Source organism: Streptomyces sp. MZ04 (assembly GCF_004684775.1).
Classification (GTDB): domain Bacteria; phylum Actinomycetota; class Actinomycetes; order Streptomycetales; family Streptomycetaceae; genus Streptomyces.
This window is the reverse complement of sequence record NZ_SRIC01000008.1, coordinates 10863-29591: the sequence shown is the minus strand read 5'-3', so window position 1 is coordinate 29591 and position 18729 is coordinate 10863. Positions and strand designations below refer to the sequence as shown.

Genomic DNA, 18729 nt, shown 5'->3' with positions numbered 1-18729 from the left:
TGGGCAACCCCGGAATCTCCGTGGTTGCCCAGCCCTTTCGCCCCCGTCCTCCCAACTGCACCCCACTGACCTGCAGTTGAACGGGCGACACCACGCGGACGGCGATTGCCCGGTCTTCTGCCGGTGGCCTAGCCTGCCGAAGCCTCGACAGTGTGCCGGGCAGCGCAGGACCCTCGATGTCCTCCCCACCCGACCGGCCGGTCCCCGTACGCGACCGCCCCATCCACCATGCGACTCCGTACCGGAGGTATGCCGTGCCACCACCTGCCCGGAGCTCGGCCCGGCCCGGCCGGCTGACCGGCCATGTGCTGCTCACCGGCGCCACCGGCTTCCTCGGCCAGGCGATGTTGGAGCGGCTGCTCGTCGACCACCCCGACACCCGGATCAGCGTGCTGATCCGGCGCCGTGGCACCGCGCCGGCCGCCGACCGGCTTGCCGGCCTTGCCCGCAAGCCGGTCTTCGGCGCGCTGCGGGAACGGGTCGGCTACGCGGGAGTGCAGGCCGCGCTCGCCGACCGGGTGAGCGCGCTGGAAGGCGATATCGGGGGCGCGCTGCCCGCACTGCCCGCGGACCTCACCGCGGTGCTGCACTGCGCGTCGACGGTCTCCTTCGACCCGCCGGCCGACGAGGCGTTCCGTATCAACGTCCAGGGTGTGCACGACCTTTACTCGGCCCTGCCCGCTTCGGACACCCCGCCGCACGTGGTGCATGTCTCGACCGCGTACGTCTCCGCCGTGCGCAAGGGAGTCATCCCCGAGCAGTCCCTTGCGCACGACGTGGACTGGCGCTGCGAGCTCGACCACGCGCTTGCGGCACGCGAGGAGGCCGAGCGCTTGTCCCGTTCCCCGGGAGTGCTGGGGTCGCTCCTTGAGTCGGCGCGGGCCCGGGACGGCAAGGCGGGACCACGCGCCGTCGTGGACGCCGTCGAGCAGGACCGCCGCGACTGGGTGCATGATCGGCTGGTCGCCGCGGGCCGGGTGCGCGGGCAGGCACTGGGGTGGACCGATGTCTATACGTTCACCAAGGCGCTCGGCGAGCGGGTGGCCGAGGAGCGCGCTCGTGCGGCCGGCTTCCGGCTCTCCGTGGTGCGGCCGACGATTGTGCAGGCGGCACTGGAACTCCCGTATCCGGGCTGGTTCGAGTCGTTCAAAATGATGGACCCGATCGTCCTCGCCTACGGTCGGGGCGACATTCCGGAGTTCCCCGTCCACCCCGAGAGCGTGATCGACCTCGTGCCGGTGGACCTCGTCACCTCCGCCGTGCTCGCTGTGGCCGCCGCCCCTGGTGAGCAGCACGGTGAGCCGGAGTACTTCCACATCGGCACCGGCGCACGCAATCCGCTCACGCAGCGCGACCTCCACCTCCAGGTGTCCCAGTACTTCCGCGACCATCCACTGCCGAGCGGCGCTCGGGGTCATGTCAAGGTGCCGACATGGCAGTTCACCGGCGCCGCGAAGGCGGAACGGACACTGAAAGCAGCCGAGAAGGCGCTGGGGCTCGCGGACCGCGTGCTGCTGCGTCTGCCCGCCACCGAACGGACCAGGAACTGGCTCGACCGGACGCACAAAGACACCCGGGTCACCGAGTCCCTGCGCAAGCTGCTCGATCTGTACGGCGGCTACGGCAGCGTCGAAGCCCTGTACGGCGACCACAACGTCCTCGCACTTCATCGCGCGCAGGCGAAAGGCAGCCCGGACTTCGACGTGGCCAGGGTCGACTGGCCGTCTTACATCCGCGAGGTGTACTGCCCGGCAGTGACGGCGGTGGCACGCCGAACCGCCGGGCCGCGCAAGCGGCGGGCCTCGCCGGGCAACCTGCCCGAAGGCCAGGACATCGCCGCGGTGTTCGATCTGGAGGGGACCGTACTCGGCTCGAATCTCGTCGAGGTCTACCTGTGGACCCGGCTGATCGACCGTCCCCGCTCGGCCTGGCCGGGCGAGCTCGCCTCGTTGGCGACATCAGTGCCCGGCTATCTGCGTGCGGAACGGCGTGACCGCGGCGAGTTCATCAGAGCGTTCATGAGGCGTTACGAGGGCTGCGGCGAGGCCGAACTGCGCGCGGTGGTCCGCCATCGGATCGGCGACGCCCTGCTGCACCGCTCGTACCCGGAAGCGATCCGCCGGATCCGCGATCACCGCGCCGCCGGACACCGCACCGTTCTGTTGACCGGCACCGCCGACATCCTCACCGAGCCGCTCGGTCCGCTCTTCGACGAGATCGTCGCCAGCCGCCTCCAGGCGCATGAGGGCGTACTGACCGGATTCCTCGAGGGTCCACCCATCGTCGGGGAGGCCAGGGCAGCCTGGACCCGCCGCTACGCAGGGGTCGCCGGGATCGATCTCGGCCGCAGTTACGCCTACGGCGACAGCTTCTCGGACACCCCGCTGCTCGCGCTGGTGGGCAACCCGGTCGCGGTCAACCCGGATGCCCGGCTCTACCGGCACGCCAAACGCCGCTCCTGGCGGATCGACCACTGGGGCGCGTACACCGGCGGACGTCTTGAGGCGGCCGCGATCGCGCTGTCGGCGAGGCCGGGAAGGGGTGCCAACTCATGACCCGGGCACTGGAGTTCTATCGTTCCCCGGCCAGATACCTGGCCGCCCGCGGTATCGCCGCGGCCCCCGGCGGCGCCCGACTGGCCGGTGCGGTGGCCGGCTCGGTCTCCCCACTGCGTCTTGTCGACCGGCCCGACCCCCAGCCGGATGGGCCCGGCTGGGTACGGCTACGGCCGCTGCTCTCCGGTATCTGCGGCTCCGACCTGGCCCTGTTCACCGGGCGCTCCTCGCCGTATCTCGGCCCTCTGGTCTCGCTGCCGTTCGTCCCGGGTCACGAGATCGTGGCCGAATCCCTGGAGGACTTTCCCGGAATTCCCAAGGGCAGCAGGGTGGTTGTCGACCCGGTGCTCTCGTGCACGGCCAGGGCCACCGAGCTGTGCCCGCACTGCTCGGCCGGCCGGCCGAGCCGCTGCGGGCACATCACGACGGGGACGCTCGGCCCCGGGCTGCAGACCGGGTTCTGCGCCGCGACCGGAGGCGGCTGGAGCCGTTCCCTGCTCGCGCACACCACCCAGCTCCATCCGCTCCCGGACACCCTCGACGACCGCAGCGCGGTGCTGGTGGAGCCGCTGGCCTGCGCCATCCACTCGGTGCGCCGCGCGGCCGTCCCTCCGGGAGCCTCGGTGCTTGTCGTCGGCGCCGGCACGGTCGGGCTGCTCACCGTGCTTGCGCTGCGCGAACTCTCCGCGGCGGGGCCGGTGTACGTCGTCGCCAAGCACGCGCACCAGCGGGAGAAGGCCACATCGCTGGGCGCCACCGAGACCTTCGCCCCGGGTCGTACGGCCAGGGCGCTGCGCCTTGTGGCGGGCGGGGCGCTGGAACGGCCCGATTTCGGCGCCGAGTTCCTGCTCGGTGGGGTCGACATGGCCTTCGACTGCACCGGCGGCGCGTCCGGTCTGGACACAGCGCTGCGCACCGTGCGGGCCGGGGGCACCGTCGTGGTGTCCGGGATGCCGTCCGGCTCCGTCGATCTGACGCCGGTGTGGTTCAGGGAGCTCAGTCTCATCGGTTCCTACGCCTCGGACGGCGGTGGCGATACGGCCTCCCGTCCGGACTTCGCGGAGGCGATCGGCCTGGCCGGCCGCGCCCCGCTCGCGTCATTCGTCGATGCCGTCTTTCCGCTGTCCCGCTGGCGGGAGGCCATCGGGCACGCGGTCGCGGCCGGCCGGCTCGGCTCCGTCAAAGTCGTATTCGACCCGAACCAGAATTAGGGGCGTCACCGTGAGCCGACCAGGCTTTGTGCTCGAAGTGGACGAGCGGACACCGGCGTTACTCGTCAACGAGGGCGAGGGCGCGCGCCTTGAGCGCTTCCCACTCGGCACCCGGGTGATCTATCCGCCGGACTCGCTGCCGGGACTGAAGGACGTCGACGGCGCGATCCGCCGTGCCCTGCTGCATCCGCACGGCGAAGACCCGCTGCCCACGTTGCTGCGGCCGGGGATGCGGCTGACGATCGTCTTCGACGATCTGTCGCTGCCGCTCCCCCAGATGCGCACCCCGGACGTGCGGCAACGCATCATCGAACATGTCCTTGAGCTGGCCGCGCGGGCCGGGGTCGACGATGTCGAACTCCTCGCCGCCAACTCGCTGCACCGCCGGATGACGGCCGCCGAACTCAAACGGACCGTCGGTGACCGGGTGTTCCGCTCCTTCTTCCCGGCGCATCTGCGCAACCACGACGCCGAGGACCGCGCGCATCTGACCGAGCTCGGCACCACCAGGCACGGCGAGGTGGTCGAGATCAACCGGCGCGCGGCCGAGAGCGATCTGATCGTGTACGTGAACATCACCCTGACCGGGATGAGCGGTGGCAGCAAATCGGTCGCGGTGGGTCTCGCCTCGTACCGAAGCCTGCGTCATCACCACAATGTGCACACGCTGCAGAACTCCAGGTCGTTCAACGATCCGCCGAACTCCGCGATGCACCACTCGTACGACCGGATGGCCGAGGTCCTTGGCCGCAATGTCCGGGTCTTCACCATCGAGTCGACAGTGAACGGCGACTCCTACCCCCCGCATGTCGGCTTCATGAACAAGCGGGAATGGGAGTGGACGCTGGCCGACCAGGCCGGATACCTGGCGTTCCGCAAGGCCAACTCGCTGAGCCCGCCCAGGCTGCGGCGCGAGGTGTGGCAGCGCAGCCATGCGCCGTACGGCCTGACCGGTGTCAACGCGGGGGCACCGGCGCAAGTGCACCCGCACACGCTGGAGATGGTGCACCGGCAGCAGCTCACCGAGGTCGGCGGGCAGAGCGACATCGGGATCTGGGGGCTGCCGTTCATCTGCCCCTACAACGTCAACTCCATCATGAACCCGATCCTCGTGATGTCCCTCGGACTCGGCTACTTCTTCAACCTCTACCGGAACCAGCCGATCGTCCGTAAGGGCGGCGTCGGGATCTTCTACCACCCGATGCCGGAGGAGTTCCATCCGGTGCACCATCCGAGCTACATCGACTTCTACGAGTCGGTGCTGGCCTCGACCAAGGATCCCGCGGTCATCGAGCGGAAGTACGAGGAGCAGTTCGCGACCGATCCCTGGTACACCCATCTGTACCGGACCAGCCATGCCTACCACGGGGTTCATCCCCTCTACATGTGGTACTGGGGCGCCCATGCCCTGGAGCACCTCGGCGACGTCATCTTCGTCGGTGCCGAGCGGCGCAGCGCGTCCCGCCTCGGCTTCCGCACCGCGAGCACCCTGGGTGACGCTCTGGAGATGGCCCGGGAGACGGTCGGTTCGAGCCCGTCGATCACGTATCACCACAGTCCTCCGCTCGCCCTGGCGGACGTCCGATGAGCCGCGGGGAGAAGCTGACCGGTGTGGTCCGGCTGCTCGCCCAGGGCCGGGACTGGCGCGGCCGGGCCCGCGTACCGCGTTCGGCCGAGCCCTTCCGCAATCCGCCGAGGCGCCGACAGTTCGCCACCGCCTGGGCGCGCACGCCACTGGCCGGCGCGGTGCGCCACGGCCTGCAGCGCGGGCTGTTGAAGCCCACGGCCTGGGCGGTGTGCGACCCGGATGTGGAAGGTCTTGAGCACCTCGACGCGCTGCGCGGCCCCGTGGTCTTCGTCGCCAACCACGCGAGCCATCTGGACACACCGCTCGTACTCGGCGCGCTGCCGCCGCGATACGCGCGCCGCACCGCGGTGGGGGCCGCCGCCGACTACTTCTTCGACTCCCGCTGGCGCGGCTTCGTGACCGCCCTGGTGATCAATGGGTTCCCGGTGGAGCGCAGGGGATCCACGCGCTTGAAGAGTCTCGCGCCCGAACTGGTCAAGGACGGCTGGAACTTGCTGCTCTTCCCCGAGGGCACCAGATCGGCGGACGGCTGGATGAACCGGGTCCAGGCCGGCAGCGCCTATCTGTGCTGCGCGTTCGACATCCCGGCAGTCCCTGTCGCGATCCGCGGCTCGTTCGCCGCCATGCCCCGCGGCCGCGGCTGGCCGGTACCGGGGCGACCCCGGGTATCGGTCCGCTTCGGGCGGCCGCTGCGGCCGGAGCCGGGCGAGAGCGCGCGCGCCTTCAACTCCCGTCTTGCGTCGGCCATCGCGCGATTGTGGAACGAGGAGGAGCTCGGCTGGTACGGCGCGCTGCGCCAGGACGAACCGGCGTCGCTCGCCGGTCCGAAGGGACCGCCTCAGGCCGCTTCGTGGCGGCGCGTCTGGGAGGCCGGCAGGCCGCTGCGGGACCCGGGGAAGTGATCTGGGGTGTGAGGCGGGTTCTGCACATCGTCGGTGACGCGGCCTGCCGGATGGCGCGGGCGGTCCGGGAGGCTGCGACCTCCTTCGGCTTCTCCACGCTGGGGATGCCGCCCGAGCCGCCGACGCGGCAGGTGCGGCTGACCCCCGATGAGGTGCTGTGGCGGGCCGAACTCGAGGACCGCGACCGCAATTGACCGCCGGCGGCAACTCCCCGGCGGGCACGGTGTCCGACCGCGGAGAATGCGCGGTTGCCCGCCCCGGGCACGGCGCGCGCTCCGCGCCTTGTGGCAACTTCCATGCCATTGCGGCTTGTTCGCAATAACTGGTTACCTTCGGGCAGCGCGGTCGGCCCGCAGCGGTCAGCCGGCAGGGAGGTATACGCCCTATGCATGTACCCGATGGATTCATTGACGCGCCGGTCTCGGTGGGAGCCGGGGTCGTGGCGGCGGCAGCCGTGGCGGTCAGCCTGCGCGGCGCTCGGCGGGAGATCGCCGGGGAGGCCGACGCATCCGGAGCCGGGGCCGAGCGCACCGCCCCGCTCGCCGGCCTGGTCGCCGCCTTCATCTTCGCCGTACAGATGCTCAACTTCCCGGTCGGCGCCGGCACCAGCGGCCATCTGCTCGGCGGGGCCCTCGCCACCATCCTGGTCGGCCCGTACACGGCCGTGCTCGTCATCTCCGTGGTGCTGCTTGTGCAGGGACTGCTCTTCGCCGACGGCGGCCTCACCGCCCTCGGCATCAACATCACGTTGATGGGTGTGGTCACCGTCGTCGTCTCGCAGGTCGTCTTCCGTGTGCTGCTGCGGCTGCTGCCTCGCGGGCGGCGCACCACGCTCGGCGCCTCGTCCTTCATCGCGGCATTCGTCTCGGTGCCGGCCGCGGCGGCAGCCTTCACCTGTCTGTACGCGCTGGGCGGCACGGCGGATGTGTCCGTGGCCAAGGTGGCCACCGCCATGGTCGGCGTCCACCTGCTGATCGGCCTCGGCGAGGCCGCGATCACGATGCTGACCGTGGGCTCCGTGGCCGCGGTCCGACCGGACCTGGTGCACGGCGCGCAGGGCCTGCGGCGCCGACTTGAGCTGCGCAACGCGGCGGTGACCCTCCCCGGCCGCCCGGCGCCGCCCGTACCCGCTGTACGCGCCCCCGTACCCGAGGCGGCGCCTGCCCGCCCCGGCCGTGCCAAGCGCTGGCTGTGGGCACTGGGGGTTGCGGCCTCCCTCGCGCTCGCCGGAGTCGTCAGCTACTACGCCTCCGACGCTCCCGACGGGCTGCAGAAGGTCGCCGGCGACCAGGGCTTCGACGAGAAGCAGAAGGACTCCGGGACCAAGGATTCGCCGCTCGCCGGATACGGCAGCAAGGACAGCGACGACGACGGGATCTCGCGGAGCCTGGCCGGCGTCATCGGGGTGGGTACGACCCTCGCCGTCGGCACCGGCGTCTTCATCGTGGTGCGCCGCCGCAGGTCCGCCGCTCAGCCCTCCGAGCCTGAGCGCGCCGCTGTCACCGCTGTGACCGCTGTGACCGCTGTGACCGCTGTGACCGCTGTGACCGCTGTGACCGCTGTCGACCAGGAGGTGCCCTGAGCCATGGGAGCAGGCCACACACACCAGCTCTACCGGCACGGGCATTCCGCCGTGCACCGGCTGCCACCGCATTGCAAACTCGCCGCTGTCTTCGGCTTCGTCCTGGTCGTGGTGGCCACCCCCCGCGAGGCGGTCTGGGCGTTCGGCGGGTACGCACTGCTGATCGGCGCGGTCGCACGAGCGGCCCGGACCCCCGTGCTCTTTGTGCTCAAGCGGCTTGCCGTGGAAGTGCCCTTCGTGGCGTTCGCCCTGCTGCTGCCCTTCGTGGCAGAGGGACCACGCACCGACGTCCTCGGCCTGTCCCTCAGCGAGTCCGGTCTGTGGGGGGCCTGGAACATCCTGGCCAAGGGCACCCTCGGCGTCGCCGCCTCCGTACTGCTTGCCGCCACCACCGAACTGCGTGAAGTGCTGCTCGGCCTGCAGCGGCTGCGGATGCCACCCCTCCTGGTACAGATCGCCTCCTTCATGCTCCGTTACGGGGAGGTGATCACCGCAGAGCTGCGGCGGATGCGCATCGCTCGCGAGTCCCGCGGCTTCGAGGCGCGCGGCCCGCGCAGTTGGGGAGTGCTCGCGAAGTCCGCCGGCGCCCTGTTCATCCGCTCCTACGAACGCGGTGAGCGCGTACATCTGGCGATGCTCAGCCGCGGCTACACCGGGTCCATGCCGGTCATCGACGAGGTGACCGGGACCCGCGCCCAGTGGTCGCACGCGGCCGCACTGCCCCTGACGGCGCTCGCCGTCTGTCTGCTGGGATGGTCCTTCGTATGACGCGCACCCTCGACGTCTCCGGCCTCGCGTACGCCTATCCCGACGGCCACCAGGCCCTGTTCGGCGTCGATCTCGCCGTGGAGCAGGGGGAACGGGTCGCCCTGCTCGGTCCGAACGGCGCCGGCAAGACCACGTTGGTCCTCCACCTCAACGGCATCCTCGGCGGCGGCACCGGCACGGTCCACGTGGGCGGCCTCGCGGTCGGGAAAAAGCATCTCGCCGAGATCCGCCGCCGTGTCGGAATCGTCTTCCAGGACCCCGACGACCAGCTCTTCATGCCCACCGTCCGCGAGGACGTGGCCTTCGGGCCCGCGACCAGCGGGTTGCGCGGCCCCGAGCTGGAGGCGCGGGTCGACAAGGCGCTCGCTCAGGTGGGCATGGCCGAGTTCGTGGACCGGCCGCCGCACCATCTCTCCTTCGGGCAGCGCCGCAGGGTCGCGGTGGCCACCGTGCTTGCCATGGAACCCGAGATCCTGGTGCTCGACGAGCCCTCCTCCAACCTCGACCCCGCCTCCCGGCGTGAACTGGCCGACATCCTGCGCTCCCTCGATGTCACCGTTCTCATGATCACTCACGATCTCCCGTACGCCCTGGAGCTCTGCCCCCGCTCGGTGATCCTCAGCCAGGGCCTGATCGTGGCCGACGGCCCCACCGGCGAGCTGCTCGGCGACGAGGAGCTGATGCGCAGTCACCGCCTCGAACTGCCCTTCGGCTTCGATCCGCGCGGACGGTGAGCCGAACCCGAGCCCGGACACACGACAGTGCCGTGCCCGTCGCCCAGAGGCGACAACGGACACGGCGCTGGAGCAGAGAATGAAGTCCCGCGCCCGTCGGTGCAGAGGAGCCCGTCAGCGAGGAGGAGCCCGTCAGCGCAGAGGCGTGCGGGAAGAGCGTTTGTCGAGTTGCTCGGCCAGGTCGCCCCACGCCGTCGCGTAGCCTCGCGCGAGATCCGCGACGCAGTTGGTCCAGTGATCAGGCAGATGGTGCCCCAAGTACTGCATCTCGCCAGGATTGATCGTGTGGTGATGCAGCCAGCGCAGTATGTGCCGCCCGGTGTCGTTCATCCGCAGAGCGGGATCGCTGCGCAGCCGGCCCAGAATCGCGGCCATATGGACAACGGGAGTCCTGGATCCCGGACGGCTGGGCACCAGTCTCCGCTGCGGCCCGGACGGCTCCTGCGACGCCTGGTCGTCCTGCCGGTAGCGTGCGGGCACCGGGTCTTCACCGAGCATCGTGCGATGACGCACATCACGGACGGTTGCCGGGGAAAGACCGGCCACCCGGGCGATTTCACGATTTCCCGCGCCCGGCTGTTCCCGGATCATCGCCGCGGCCAATCGGCGCCTGTCCGCGCTGTCGACGGGCCGCCGACGACCGTCGCGGCCGAGACGCGTTCCCGACTCCGGTGAATCGGCGGCCGCTTGGGCGCGGATTCGGGCAACTGTCTTGTCGGACAGACCACTTGCGGCCGCCACCGCCCGGTCCGACCACTGCGGATTGGATGCGATGATCCGCTCGGCGGCCAGTTTTCGATCGGAGTGCGAAAGCGGCAGACCGTGCGTGATGTTTGCCTGTACCGCGAGCACGAACGCGACGCGCTCGTCACACTCCAATAGACGCGCAGATATCTCTTCCTTCCCGTTCAGTAACGCCGCCTGAACCCGATGCATTCCATCGATCACCCGCATCGTGGGCCGATGCACGATTATCGACGGAAGCGCATTGCCGGACTCGGCAAGCAGGCGCGTGTGGTTCTCGTCTTCACCTGCCTGACGCGGAGACCCCTCGAGAACGAGGGAATCAATACGTACCCAGACCACAGGACATCGGTCCAGTGATCCGTTGCCGTAGACATCCAGCGACTCCTGTACCGGGCCGACGAGATCCTTACTGGCGAGTTCGACTTCCGTCGACACACGGGAATTTGACTTGACCCGGAGATCGGGCATTTGTAGCTTCCCCCTACACCACGATGGTTTTCCGGATTTAACTAGAGAGCCCTCGAGCGTGCTTCCCGAACCCTACTAGCGAGGTTGGTAGGGGGTCAAGAGATCAACCGTTGAATCAATTACCGAATGGGAGCCGGATATTCCGCCGTTGGAGCAAGATATTCCGCCGCCGATTCACATCTATTTCATGGCGATTCAGCAAGGGCCGCCGTACGGTACACCCGTACGGCCCGGTCGACGAGTTCCGGTGCCGCGCCCAGGTAGTTCACCGGGTCGAGCAGTGCGGTCAGTTCCTTCTCCGACCAGCGGTCGGCCGTCTGGGGTCGGTCGGCAAGCACCGTACCCAGCGGCTTTCCGGTGTCGGCCGCTTCCGCGGAGGCCGCCGACAGCAGGGCTTTCGCCTCCGTCCTGCCGATGACCGGCGCCAGCACGGCCGCAAGGCGCTCGGACACCACCAGGCTGCCGGTGCGTTCCAGGTTCGCCCGCATGCGCTCCGGGAAGATCTCGATTCCGTCGAGCAGTTCGGCGGCCGTGGCCGCGGCGCCGCCGGTCAGCCTCAGGCATTCCCGGAGCGGCTGCCATTCGGCGTGCCAGGCACCGGCCGACCGCTCGTCCTCGGCGAGCATGCACTGGGCGAGGTTCGTCGCGAGCAGCGGCACTTGCATCGCGGCGGCGCGGATCAGGGTGGCGAGGACCGGGTTGCGCTTGTGCGGCATGGCCGAGGAGGCCCCCCGGCCGACCGCGGCCGGCTCGGCCACCTCCGCGACCTCGGTTCTGGTCATGGACTGCACATCGACGGCGATCTTCCCCAGTGCCCCGCTCACCAGCGCGAGCACCGCGCCCAGGTCCGCGAGCGGCGTACGCCGCGTATGCCAGGGCAACACCGCATCGGCCAGACCGGTCTCCCTGGCGAAAGCCGCACCGAGTCGGCCCGCGAGCCCGCCGGCGGACCCCGTGGCATCCGGCTGGTCGAGCCCGGCGTACTCGGCGTATCCCGCCAACGTCCCTGCCGCCCCGCCGAGTTGCACGGGAAGGCCTCCCAGACGCAGCTGCCGTACCCGGTCGGCGGCACCGTGCACCAGCAGCAGCCAGCCCGCTGCCTTCAGCCCGAAGGTGGTGGGCACCGCGTGCTGGGTCAGGGTGCGGGCGGCCATGGGGGTGTCACGGTGCCGCTCCGCGAGGCCGGCCAGGGCCGTCGTGACGCGCCGGAGATCGTCCTCGATCACGTGCAGCGCGCGGGCCGACACGAGCATCACGCCGGTGTCGAGAATGTCCTGGCTGGTAGAGCCCCGATGGACGTACTCGGCCGCGGCCACATCGGACTTCGCGACCTCGGCGGCGAGGTCCTGGACTAGGGCCACCACGGGATTGGCGGCCTCGCGCGAACGCACCGCCAGGGCCGGGATGTCGAAGCGTTCGCAGTGGGCGGCGGCGCCGATCGCGGCCGCGGCCCACTGCGGTATCTGCCGCAGGCCGGCCTGCGCCCTGGCCAGCGCCGCCTCGGCGTCGAGCAGTCCCTGCAGCCAGGCCCGGTCGTCGAGCAGCGCCTCGATCCGGGTGCCGGCTCGCACGGGCGACAGCAGGCCGGTGTCGGGGGCGGCCGTTCGGCCGTCGTCGTCAACCATGTTCGTCTCCGCTCTCCGTCGTCGGACTGCCGCCGCTCGGCACGGCCGCGGGGGCTTCAAGGTGCGCGGGGGCCAGCGCGAGCGCAGCCCGCGCGATGGCATCGGCGTCGCTCAGGCTGACGGAGTTCACCCCGGGGCGCACTCCGGCCGCGGTGACCCAGTGCACGCCCTCGGTGGGGACGCCGAACGCGAAGCGCCGAGGATGCGGCCGACCGGCCGCGTCAAGGAGTTGGTAGGGCCGCCCGGTGACGGCAAGTCCCCCTGTCTCATAGGGCCGTTGGGCACCCACAGGGATGCGGTACGGGGTGCACTCACCGCGCGCGAGCAGCTGCTGCAGCAGGGGGTCGGCCGTGCGCCGCAGGTCCGTTCCCGGGAGCCGGGCCTCGATCAGCGCGGTTGCCCGCACGGCTGATCCCGGCACGCGTGCGGAGCGGGCGGTGAACGCCCGGCACCCGTGGTCGGCGAAGGCCGAAAGACCGGGACCGAGCACATCGAGGACTCCGGCCTCGATGAGCGCGATCATCTCCTCCACCCGGCTGGCCGGCGGACCGATGGAGAGGAAGGCGTTCAACGGCGTGTACCAGCCGTCCAGATGATCCCGGTGGGAATCACCGGTGAGTCCGCCGTGATCCACAAGGAGCCGGATCTCGTTGCGCAGATCGCGCAGCACGTCGACGGCCGCCTTCACCGGCCCGCGGACATTGCCCGACCGCGCCTCGGCCAGATCGGCCCGCAGATGCCCGAGCAGCCAGGCACGGTGGTCGCCCGGTCCGGTGAACGAGCGCTCCAGATGGGGATGGGCGATGCGGGCCCAGTTCCAGCGCTCCCCCGGTGCGATGCCGAACTCGGCGCACAGCAGCTCACGTTCCCGTGGGTCGTCGGCCCGGGCGGGGTACTGTGCGCGCAGCCGTCGGGCCACGACACCGCGGCCATGGGCCTCGAGCAGCGCGCTGTAGTAGACGGTCTCGACCTCGGTGGCGATCAGCGGCCACAGCTCGGCCCGGAAGTCCAACCCGCCTTCTCTGACCGCACGTTTGCGCAGCCGCTCGATGACCGACGGCGTGAGCACGACCGGCTGATGGCGCCCGTAGGGCCCCTTCTCGTTCTCGCCGCGGGCGTGGTGCGGCACACCCCGCCGGGACCCGGCAAGCAACCGCGGTTCCGCTCCGGAAGGTTCGTACCGCAGGCTGTCTCCAGTGCGGCGGAACCGGCCGCCACGGCCGGTGGTCAGCAGTGTCAGATAGTCGAAGAAGTTGAGGCCGAGCCCCCGCAGCAACACGGGCTCGACCGCGCCTATGTGGGAGAGATCGGTGTCCGCGGGATTGGCCGGCGGCACATAGCAAAGGCCGTGCTCGGCCGCGAAGGCCGCGAGCCGGGCCTGGGTGTGGGTGAGCCGCTCCCCCACGTGCCCCTGTGTGAGTACGACGGCATCCAGTCCGTCCAGCCTCACCCCGTTCTCCAGGAGCACGCTCTGCCGCCCGCTGCCGCCCGCCATGTCGTCGAGCCAGACCGCCCGCGACCGATGCGCCGTCACCGAAACCGGCGTCGGAGCCGATCGCCTGATGTGCCGGTACACCCATTCCAGATACCGGCCGTAGAAGGCCCGGGTCGGGTAGGTGTCCGGGCCGAGCCTGCGGGCCTCGGCGACGGTGGCATGGTCGTACGGACCGTAGGTCCCGGCGGGCAGCTCCACGGCCCACTGGTGGAGACTCGGGCCCGGCACGACCGGTCCCTCCAGCTCCACGCTGTCGTCGGTGAACAGGGTGACCTGCGAGGCGACCGTATTCATGAGCAGATGCTCGGCCTGCTGGGTGCGCCACACCTTGCCGGCGCCCGGCCGGTACGGATCGACGATGTGCACGCCCACAGGCCCGCCGGGCGCGGTCCGCCGCGCGTTGGCGCAGATGCGCTCCAGTACCGACACGCCTCGCGGTCCCCCGCCGATGATGCAGACGGACAGCCGTCCGGTCGCGTGGTTCACCGCCGGGCTTCGCCGCTCGTGTCATGGCCCAGTGCGTCGAGGTGCCGGTGCCACGCAAGGAGGGTGGGCTCGGCGAACAACTCGCGCGAGGACACCCGCAGTCCCGCCCGGCGCCAGCCGTTGACCAGCCGCATGACGCAGATCGAGTCGACGCCCAGCTGGAGAAGGTTCCCGTCCACCGGGATGTCCTCGGGGGTGGTGCCCAGGAGGCCGGCGACGGCCTCGCGCAGTTCGTCGAGGGTAGGCGGCTCGCTCGCCGTGGATCGCTCCATCACTCGTCCGTCCTTGTCCTTCGGGTGGGATCCGGCCGTCGCAGATCGGCCGGTGGCGGTCAGGCAGTCGCGGCAGCGGCCTGGGAGAGTGCCTTCTTGTCGACCTTGCCGAGGCCCGTGAGCGGGAGCTCGGAGACGATCTCAAGGCGGTCGGGCAACTTGTAGTCGGCGAGCCCGAGTTCATGCAGCGCCCGGCGCAGCTCCGCAAGGGTCGGGGGATCACCCGCGGGCCTGACGTACAGGCAGATCCGTTCGCCGAGGTACGGGTCGGGAGCGGGCACCACGGCCACCCGCTCCACGGCCGGAAGAGCGTGCAGATGGTGCTCGAGCTCCGTGGCGGAGATCTTGTGACCGCCGCGGATGATCACGTCCTTGATCCGGCCCGTGATGACCAGGTCGCCCGTGCCGGTCAGCCGGGCGAGGTCCCCTGTGCGGTAGAAGCCGTCCACCGTGAAGGCTCGTGCGTTGTGCTCGGCGGCGCGGTAGTAGCCGCGCAGCGTGTACGGACCGCGGGTCAGCAACTCCCCGGCGGTGCCCACCGGGACCTGGGCGCCGTCCTCGTCGACGATGCGTATCTCGTCGTACGGCGAGACAGGCCGCCCTTGGGTGGTGAGGATGGTCTCGGGCGGATCGTCCGCTCGGGTGAACGTCAGGAGTCCCTCGGCCATGCCGAATACCTGCTGAAGGCGGGCCCCGAAGACCGGGAGGATCTGCTCGGCGAGCTCACGGTGCAGCGGGGCGCCGCCGATCTGGATCAGCTCCAGGCTGTGTGCCTGGTACGGAACGGCGTCCGCGGCCTCGACCCACAGCTGCGCCGCCGTCGGCACCAGCGAGGTGAAGGTCACCGCTTCACGCTCGATCAGTTCGAAGCAGTCCGCGGGGTCGGGGCCGTCCGCGAGTACCACCGTTCCGCCGTTGCTCAACGTGCCCACCACACCGGGGCAGCCCCAGGAGAAGTTGAACTCGACGGGCAGCGCGGCGAGATACACGTCGTCCGCGGTGAGGCAGTTGATTCCGGCGGTCACCCGGGTCTGGTAGGCGTAGTCGTCATGGGTCCGCGGGATGAGCTTCGGCAGCGCCGTGGTCCCGCCGGAGAGCAGGAAGAAGGCCACGTCCGAGGCGTCCGGCTCGGGCAGTTCCACGGGATCCGCGTCCACATCGGCCAGCGCGACCGACTCCGCGCCGCTTCCCCCGACCGCATCGGGCAGTTTGCCGTCCGCCACGCACACCAGGCGCAATGCCTCGGCATCCGTCGCGATCCGCCCGGCCAGCGCGGTGAAGTCGAAGCCCCGGTAGGCGCCGGGCACCACGTATCCGACCGCACCCGAGAGGGCCGCCAGATGCCGGATCTCATCCGCCCGGTGCGCGAGGAGTGAGAAGACCGGCTTCACGTCGAGCCGGAACAGGGCGAAGCACACGATGACGAACTCGGGGATGTTCGGCAGCTGTACGATCACCCGTTCCCCCGCGCGCAGCCCGCGGGCGCGGAACCCGGCCGCCATCCGGTCCACCAGACCGGCGAGTCGGGCATAGCTGATCCGCTGCTCTCCGTGGACGAGGGCGGTGCGGGAGCCGTATGCGCGCGCCCAGGTACGGGGCAGGGATCCGAGCGACTCGCCCCGCCAGCAGCCGAGTGACCGGTATCGCGCCTGGAACTCCGCCGGCCAGGGAGTACAACCGTCAAGCATGAGCCGCACCTTCCAGTCGCGTGGACGGGACGAGGAACCGTGCGACGCTCTCGAGCTTTTCGCAGGTCTCTTCGAACTCGCGGGCGGGCCGGGACTGGCCCACGACCCCGGCACCGGCCTGCAGCCAGGTCCGGCCGTCGCGTCGGTAGACGGCTCGCAGCACCAACGCGGCGTCCATCGCCCCGTCCTGGTCCACGGTGAGCACGGCGCCGCTGTAGAGGCCGCGGGCCTGCGGCTCATGCGTCCGGATACTGGCGTAGGCGGCCTCCTTGGGCACGCCCGATGCGGTCACGGCCGGGAACGCGGCGGCGAAGACATCCCAGGGGCCGTACCCCTCGGCAAGCCGCCCGGAGACCCTGGAGGCCAGGTGCTGCACACTGCCGCGGTGCCGCACCGCCATGTACTCCTCGACGGCCACGGATCCCGGTGCGCAGATGCTCTCGATGTCGTCGAGCGCGATCTTCACGGAGATGGCGTGCTCGAAGATCTCCTTGGCGTCCGTGACGAGATCGGAGCGCAGCCGCTCGTTGAGTTCGGGGTCATCGGTGAGGGCACGCGTGCCGGCCAGGGGCTGGCTGACCACACGTCCGTCGCTGTCCACCTTGACGACGATCTCCGGGCTGAAGCCGACGGCCTCCACTCCACCGAGGCGCAGCAGGAAGGACCGGGCCGGGTTGTTCCCGCGCCGCCCGGCGACATAGGTGCCGATGAAGTCGATCTCCTCCCGCAGTTCCACGACCCGGGAGAGGATCACCTTCTGCAGTTTGCGCTGCCGGATGTCTGCGATGGCCAGTTCGACGGCTCGCTCGTAGGCGTCCGCACCGTGCCCCCGGACATCCACCGGCCGCACCGTGTCCGCCACTTGGGCGCCGTCCGTGCTCAGCGCGGCGGCCGCTGCTTTGAGGGTCGTTGCGTCGGCCGACCTGAGCTGTACCCAGCCGCCCTTGATCCGCACCTCGGTGTGCGGCACCACCAGATGCAGCAGCCGCTCCCCGCCGACGAGGCTCGTGTCCCCGCCCTTGGCGTATGCGAGCTCGAACGCGGCCCAGCCGTAGGCCCGCCAGTCCGCGAAGGGCACCCGCTCAAGGAGCTTGTGCACCTGGCGCAGTGGCGCGCCGTCCCAGGCCAGCTCGGTCAGCTCCGCCGACTCCGCACCGCGCAGCCGGGCCCCGGAGCGGTCAAGGGATATCTCGGCGAGCGCGCCTCCCGCGTACGACCACTGGCCGTCGTTCTCGTAGATCGCATAGTCCCGGTGTACACCGGCGGCGGCCAGCCGGGAAAGGGTGACCAGCGGATCGTCCGGTAGCCGGAGGCAGGTTTCGAGGTAGTGCTGGGAGGCCGCGGCGGTGGTGGTCATCGGTGAACTCCGGTCTGTGGTGAACAAGTGAGTTCGTAGGCGAAGTGATCGACCAGCTCCAGTGCCTGATCGGTGTTCAGCCGGGGGTCGCACGGCGCCGACGAGGTGACCGTCCCAGGCGAGTCCTCGTCTTCCAGGCACTCCCGCACGTCCTCGGGCGTCACTTCGAGATGCAGCCCCCCGGGCCGCGCACCGACGGCACGCAGGGTCCGTACGAAGGCAGTCATTTCCGCCCTCAGATCGGACAGCAGACGGAGTTTGACGCCGCCTGCCCGGCGGGTGTTGCCGTGCATGGGGTCGCACTGCCACAGCACGGGAACGCCCGAGCGGCGGACAGCACCCGCCAGCGAGGCGAGCCGGTCCGCCGCCGCGGCCGCGCCCATCCTGGCGATGAGGCTGAGCCGCCCGCTCTGGGACCGGGGGTTCAGGGTGCGGACGAGCCGCACCACATCCTGGCTCCGGGCGGTCGGCCCGAGCTTCACGCCGACGGGATTGGCGATCGACGCCGCCCACTGGATGTGCCAGTCGGTGGCGCCCCGGGTCCGCTCGCCGATCCACACCAGATGTCCACCGGCCGAGTGCAGTTCCCGCTCGCCCCTGGTCATGGGCTCCTCGTAGTCCGTGAGAAGCGCCTCGTGCGACACGAAGGCACGCTGACCGGCTGCGCTGAGCTCCTGCAGGGCGGTCAGGGTGTCGCGGGAGCGGTCGTAACTGGTCAACAGCCGCCAGGGGTCTGCCCGGCGGCCCACCTCGGTCGACTCCAGGGCGTTGACGGCGTCACCGGCGTACACCGGCAGCACAGTGCCGTCGGGCAGTTCCTCGGTCGGGCTGCTGCGCGGCTTCGCGTGCTGACCGGCCATCCGGGCGAGGAGCACCACGGAGCTCCCGGTGCGCGCCGCGAGGCGGTCGGCCATGGCCCGGTAGAGCCGCAGCCTGCGCTCCACCTGGTCCTGGCCGGCCATGGTGAACAGCTCGGCGCATTCACCGACATGAAGCAACAGCGACGTGCCTTCCTCCACCTCGCACAGGGCATCGCGCAGCGCCGCGATACCCGCCCTGCCCACCAGGGCGGGCAGTGCCGCGAGTTCACCGCGGATACAGGCGAGGTCGGTGTGGTGCAGCCACTTCGGCTGGTGTGCCGCGGGCAGTCTGCTCAGCGCCCGCAGCCGCGCGGACTTGTGCAGGTCGACGAATGCCGTGCCGGGGTCCAGTGCCTCGTGACGCAGCACAACTCCCCTCCCCTCGCAGTCG

Annotated in this window: 15 protein-coding genes; 8 read left to right on the top strand and 7 right to left on the bottom strand. The window is 70.5% G+C overall.

Features of this window, described 5'->3' with window-relative positions:
- The first annotated feature begins 176 nt into the window (after nt 1-176).
- The 8 genes from E2651_RS03630 (at nt 177) to E2651_RS03595 (ending at nt 9340) form a co-directional block, all read left to right on the top strand.
- The gene (locus E2651_RS03630; RefSeq protein WP_135329493.1) at nt 177-2555 is read left to right on the top strand and encodes an HAD-IB family hydrolase; all 2379 of its coding nucleotides are present in this window, start codon (nt 177-179) and stop codon (nt 2553-2555) included.
- Nucleotides 2552-3766: a zinc-binding dehydrogenase gene (locus E2651_RS03625; RefSeq protein WP_135329492.1), complete on the top strand. Its 1215-nt coding sequence runs from the start codon at nt 2552-2554 to the stop codon at nt 3764-3766. Before E2651_RS03630 ends, E2651_RS03625 begins: the two co-directional genes overlap by 4 nt.
- Nucleotides 3767-3776: 10 nt before the next feature.
- Nucleotides 3777-5354, top strand: a complete 1578-nt coding sequence (locus E2651_RS03620; protein WP_245238544.1) for a lactate racemase domain-containing protein — start codon at nt 3777-3779, stop codon at nt 5352-5354.
- Entirely contained in the window at nt 5351-6256 is a 906-nt protein-coding gene (locus tag E2651_RS03615; RefSeq protein ID WP_135329491.1) for a lysophospholipid acyltransferase family protein, read from the top strand. The genes E2651_RS03620 and E2651_RS03615 overlap by 4 nt, the downstream gene beginning before the upstream one ends.
- Nucleotides 6257-6264: 8 nt before the next feature.
- Nucleotides 6265-6450, top strand: a complete 186-nt coding sequence (locus tag E2651_RS03610; protein WP_135329490.1) for a hypothetical protein — start codon at nt 6265-6267, stop codon at nt 6448-6450.
- 191 nt (nt 6451-6641) lie between these two features.
- Nucleotides 6642-7838 (top strand): energy-coupling factor ABC transporter permease, encoded by a 1197-nt coding sequence (locus E2651_RS03605; RefSeq protein WP_135329489.1) that lies wholly within the window; start codon nt 6642-6644, stop codon nt 7836-7838.
- Between the two features lie 3 nt (nt 7839-7841).
- A complete protein-coding gene (gene cbiQ, locus E2651_RS03600; RefSeq protein WP_135329488.1) occupies nt 7842-8606 on the top strand; it encodes a cobalt ECF transporter T component CbiQ in 765 nt (254 codons plus the stop codon).
- Nucleotides 8603-9340, top strand: a complete 738-nt coding sequence (locus E2651_RS03595) for an ABC transporter ATP-binding protein (protein ID WP_135329487.1) — start codon at nt 8603-8605, stop codon at nt 9338-9340. The genes cbiQ and E2651_RS03595 overlap by 4 nt, the downstream gene beginning before the upstream one ends.
- Nucleotides 9341-9472: 132 nt before the next feature.
- Here E2651_RS03595 and E2651_RS03590 read toward each other — a convergent pair whose 3' ends face one another.
- The 7 genes from E2651_RS03590 to E2651_RS03560 all read right to left on the bottom strand — a co-directional run bounded on the left by E2651_RS03590 (nt 9473) and on the right by E2651_RS03560 (nt 18707).
- Nucleotides 9473-10522 (bottom strand): ParB N-terminal domain-containing protein, encoded by a 1050-nt coding sequence (locus tag E2651_RS03590; protein ID WP_167828682.1) that lies wholly within the window; start codon nt 10520-10522, stop codon nt 9473-9475.
- A gap of 218 nt (nt 10523-10740) precedes the next feature.
- Nucleotides 10741-12180, bottom strand: a complete 1440-nt coding sequence (pcaB, locus tag E2651_RS03585) for a 3-carboxy-cis,cis-muconate cycloisomerase (protein WP_135329485.1) — start codon at nt 12178-12180, stop codon at nt 10741-10743.
- Nucleotides 12173-14161, bottom strand: coding sequence for an FAD/NAD(P)-binding protein (locus E2651_RS03580; RefSeq protein WP_280922758.1), 1989 nt, complete (start codon nt 14159-14161; stop codon nt 12173-12175). The genes pcaB and E2651_RS03580 overlap by 8 nt, the downstream gene beginning before the upstream one ends.
- A complete protein-coding gene (locus E2651_RS03575) occupies nt 14158-14433 on the bottom strand; it encodes a phosphopantetheine-binding protein (protein WP_135329484.1) in 276 nt (91 codons plus the stop codon). Before E2651_RS03575 ends, E2651_RS03580 begins: the two co-directional genes overlap by 4 nt.
- Nucleotides 14434-14492: 59 nt before the next feature.
- Nucleotides 14493-16121, bottom strand: a complete 1629-nt coding sequence (locus E2651_RS03570) for an AMP-binding protein (protein WP_135329483.1) — start codon at nt 16119-16121, stop codon at nt 14493-14495.
- Nucleotides 16114-17478 (bottom strand): salicylate synthase, encoded by a 1365-nt coding sequence (locus E2651_RS03565; protein ID WP_135329482.1) that lies wholly within the window; start codon nt 17476-17478, stop codon nt 16114-16116. Before E2651_RS03565 ends, E2651_RS03570 begins: the two co-directional genes overlap by 8 nt.
- Entirely contained in the window at nt 17475-18707 is a 1233-nt protein-coding gene (locus tag E2651_RS03560; protein WP_135329481.1) for a 3-deoxy-7-phosphoheptulonate synthase, read from the bottom strand. Before E2651_RS03560 ends, E2651_RS03565 begins: the two co-directional genes overlap by 4 nt.
- Nucleotides 18708-18729 lie beyond the last annotated feature (22 nt).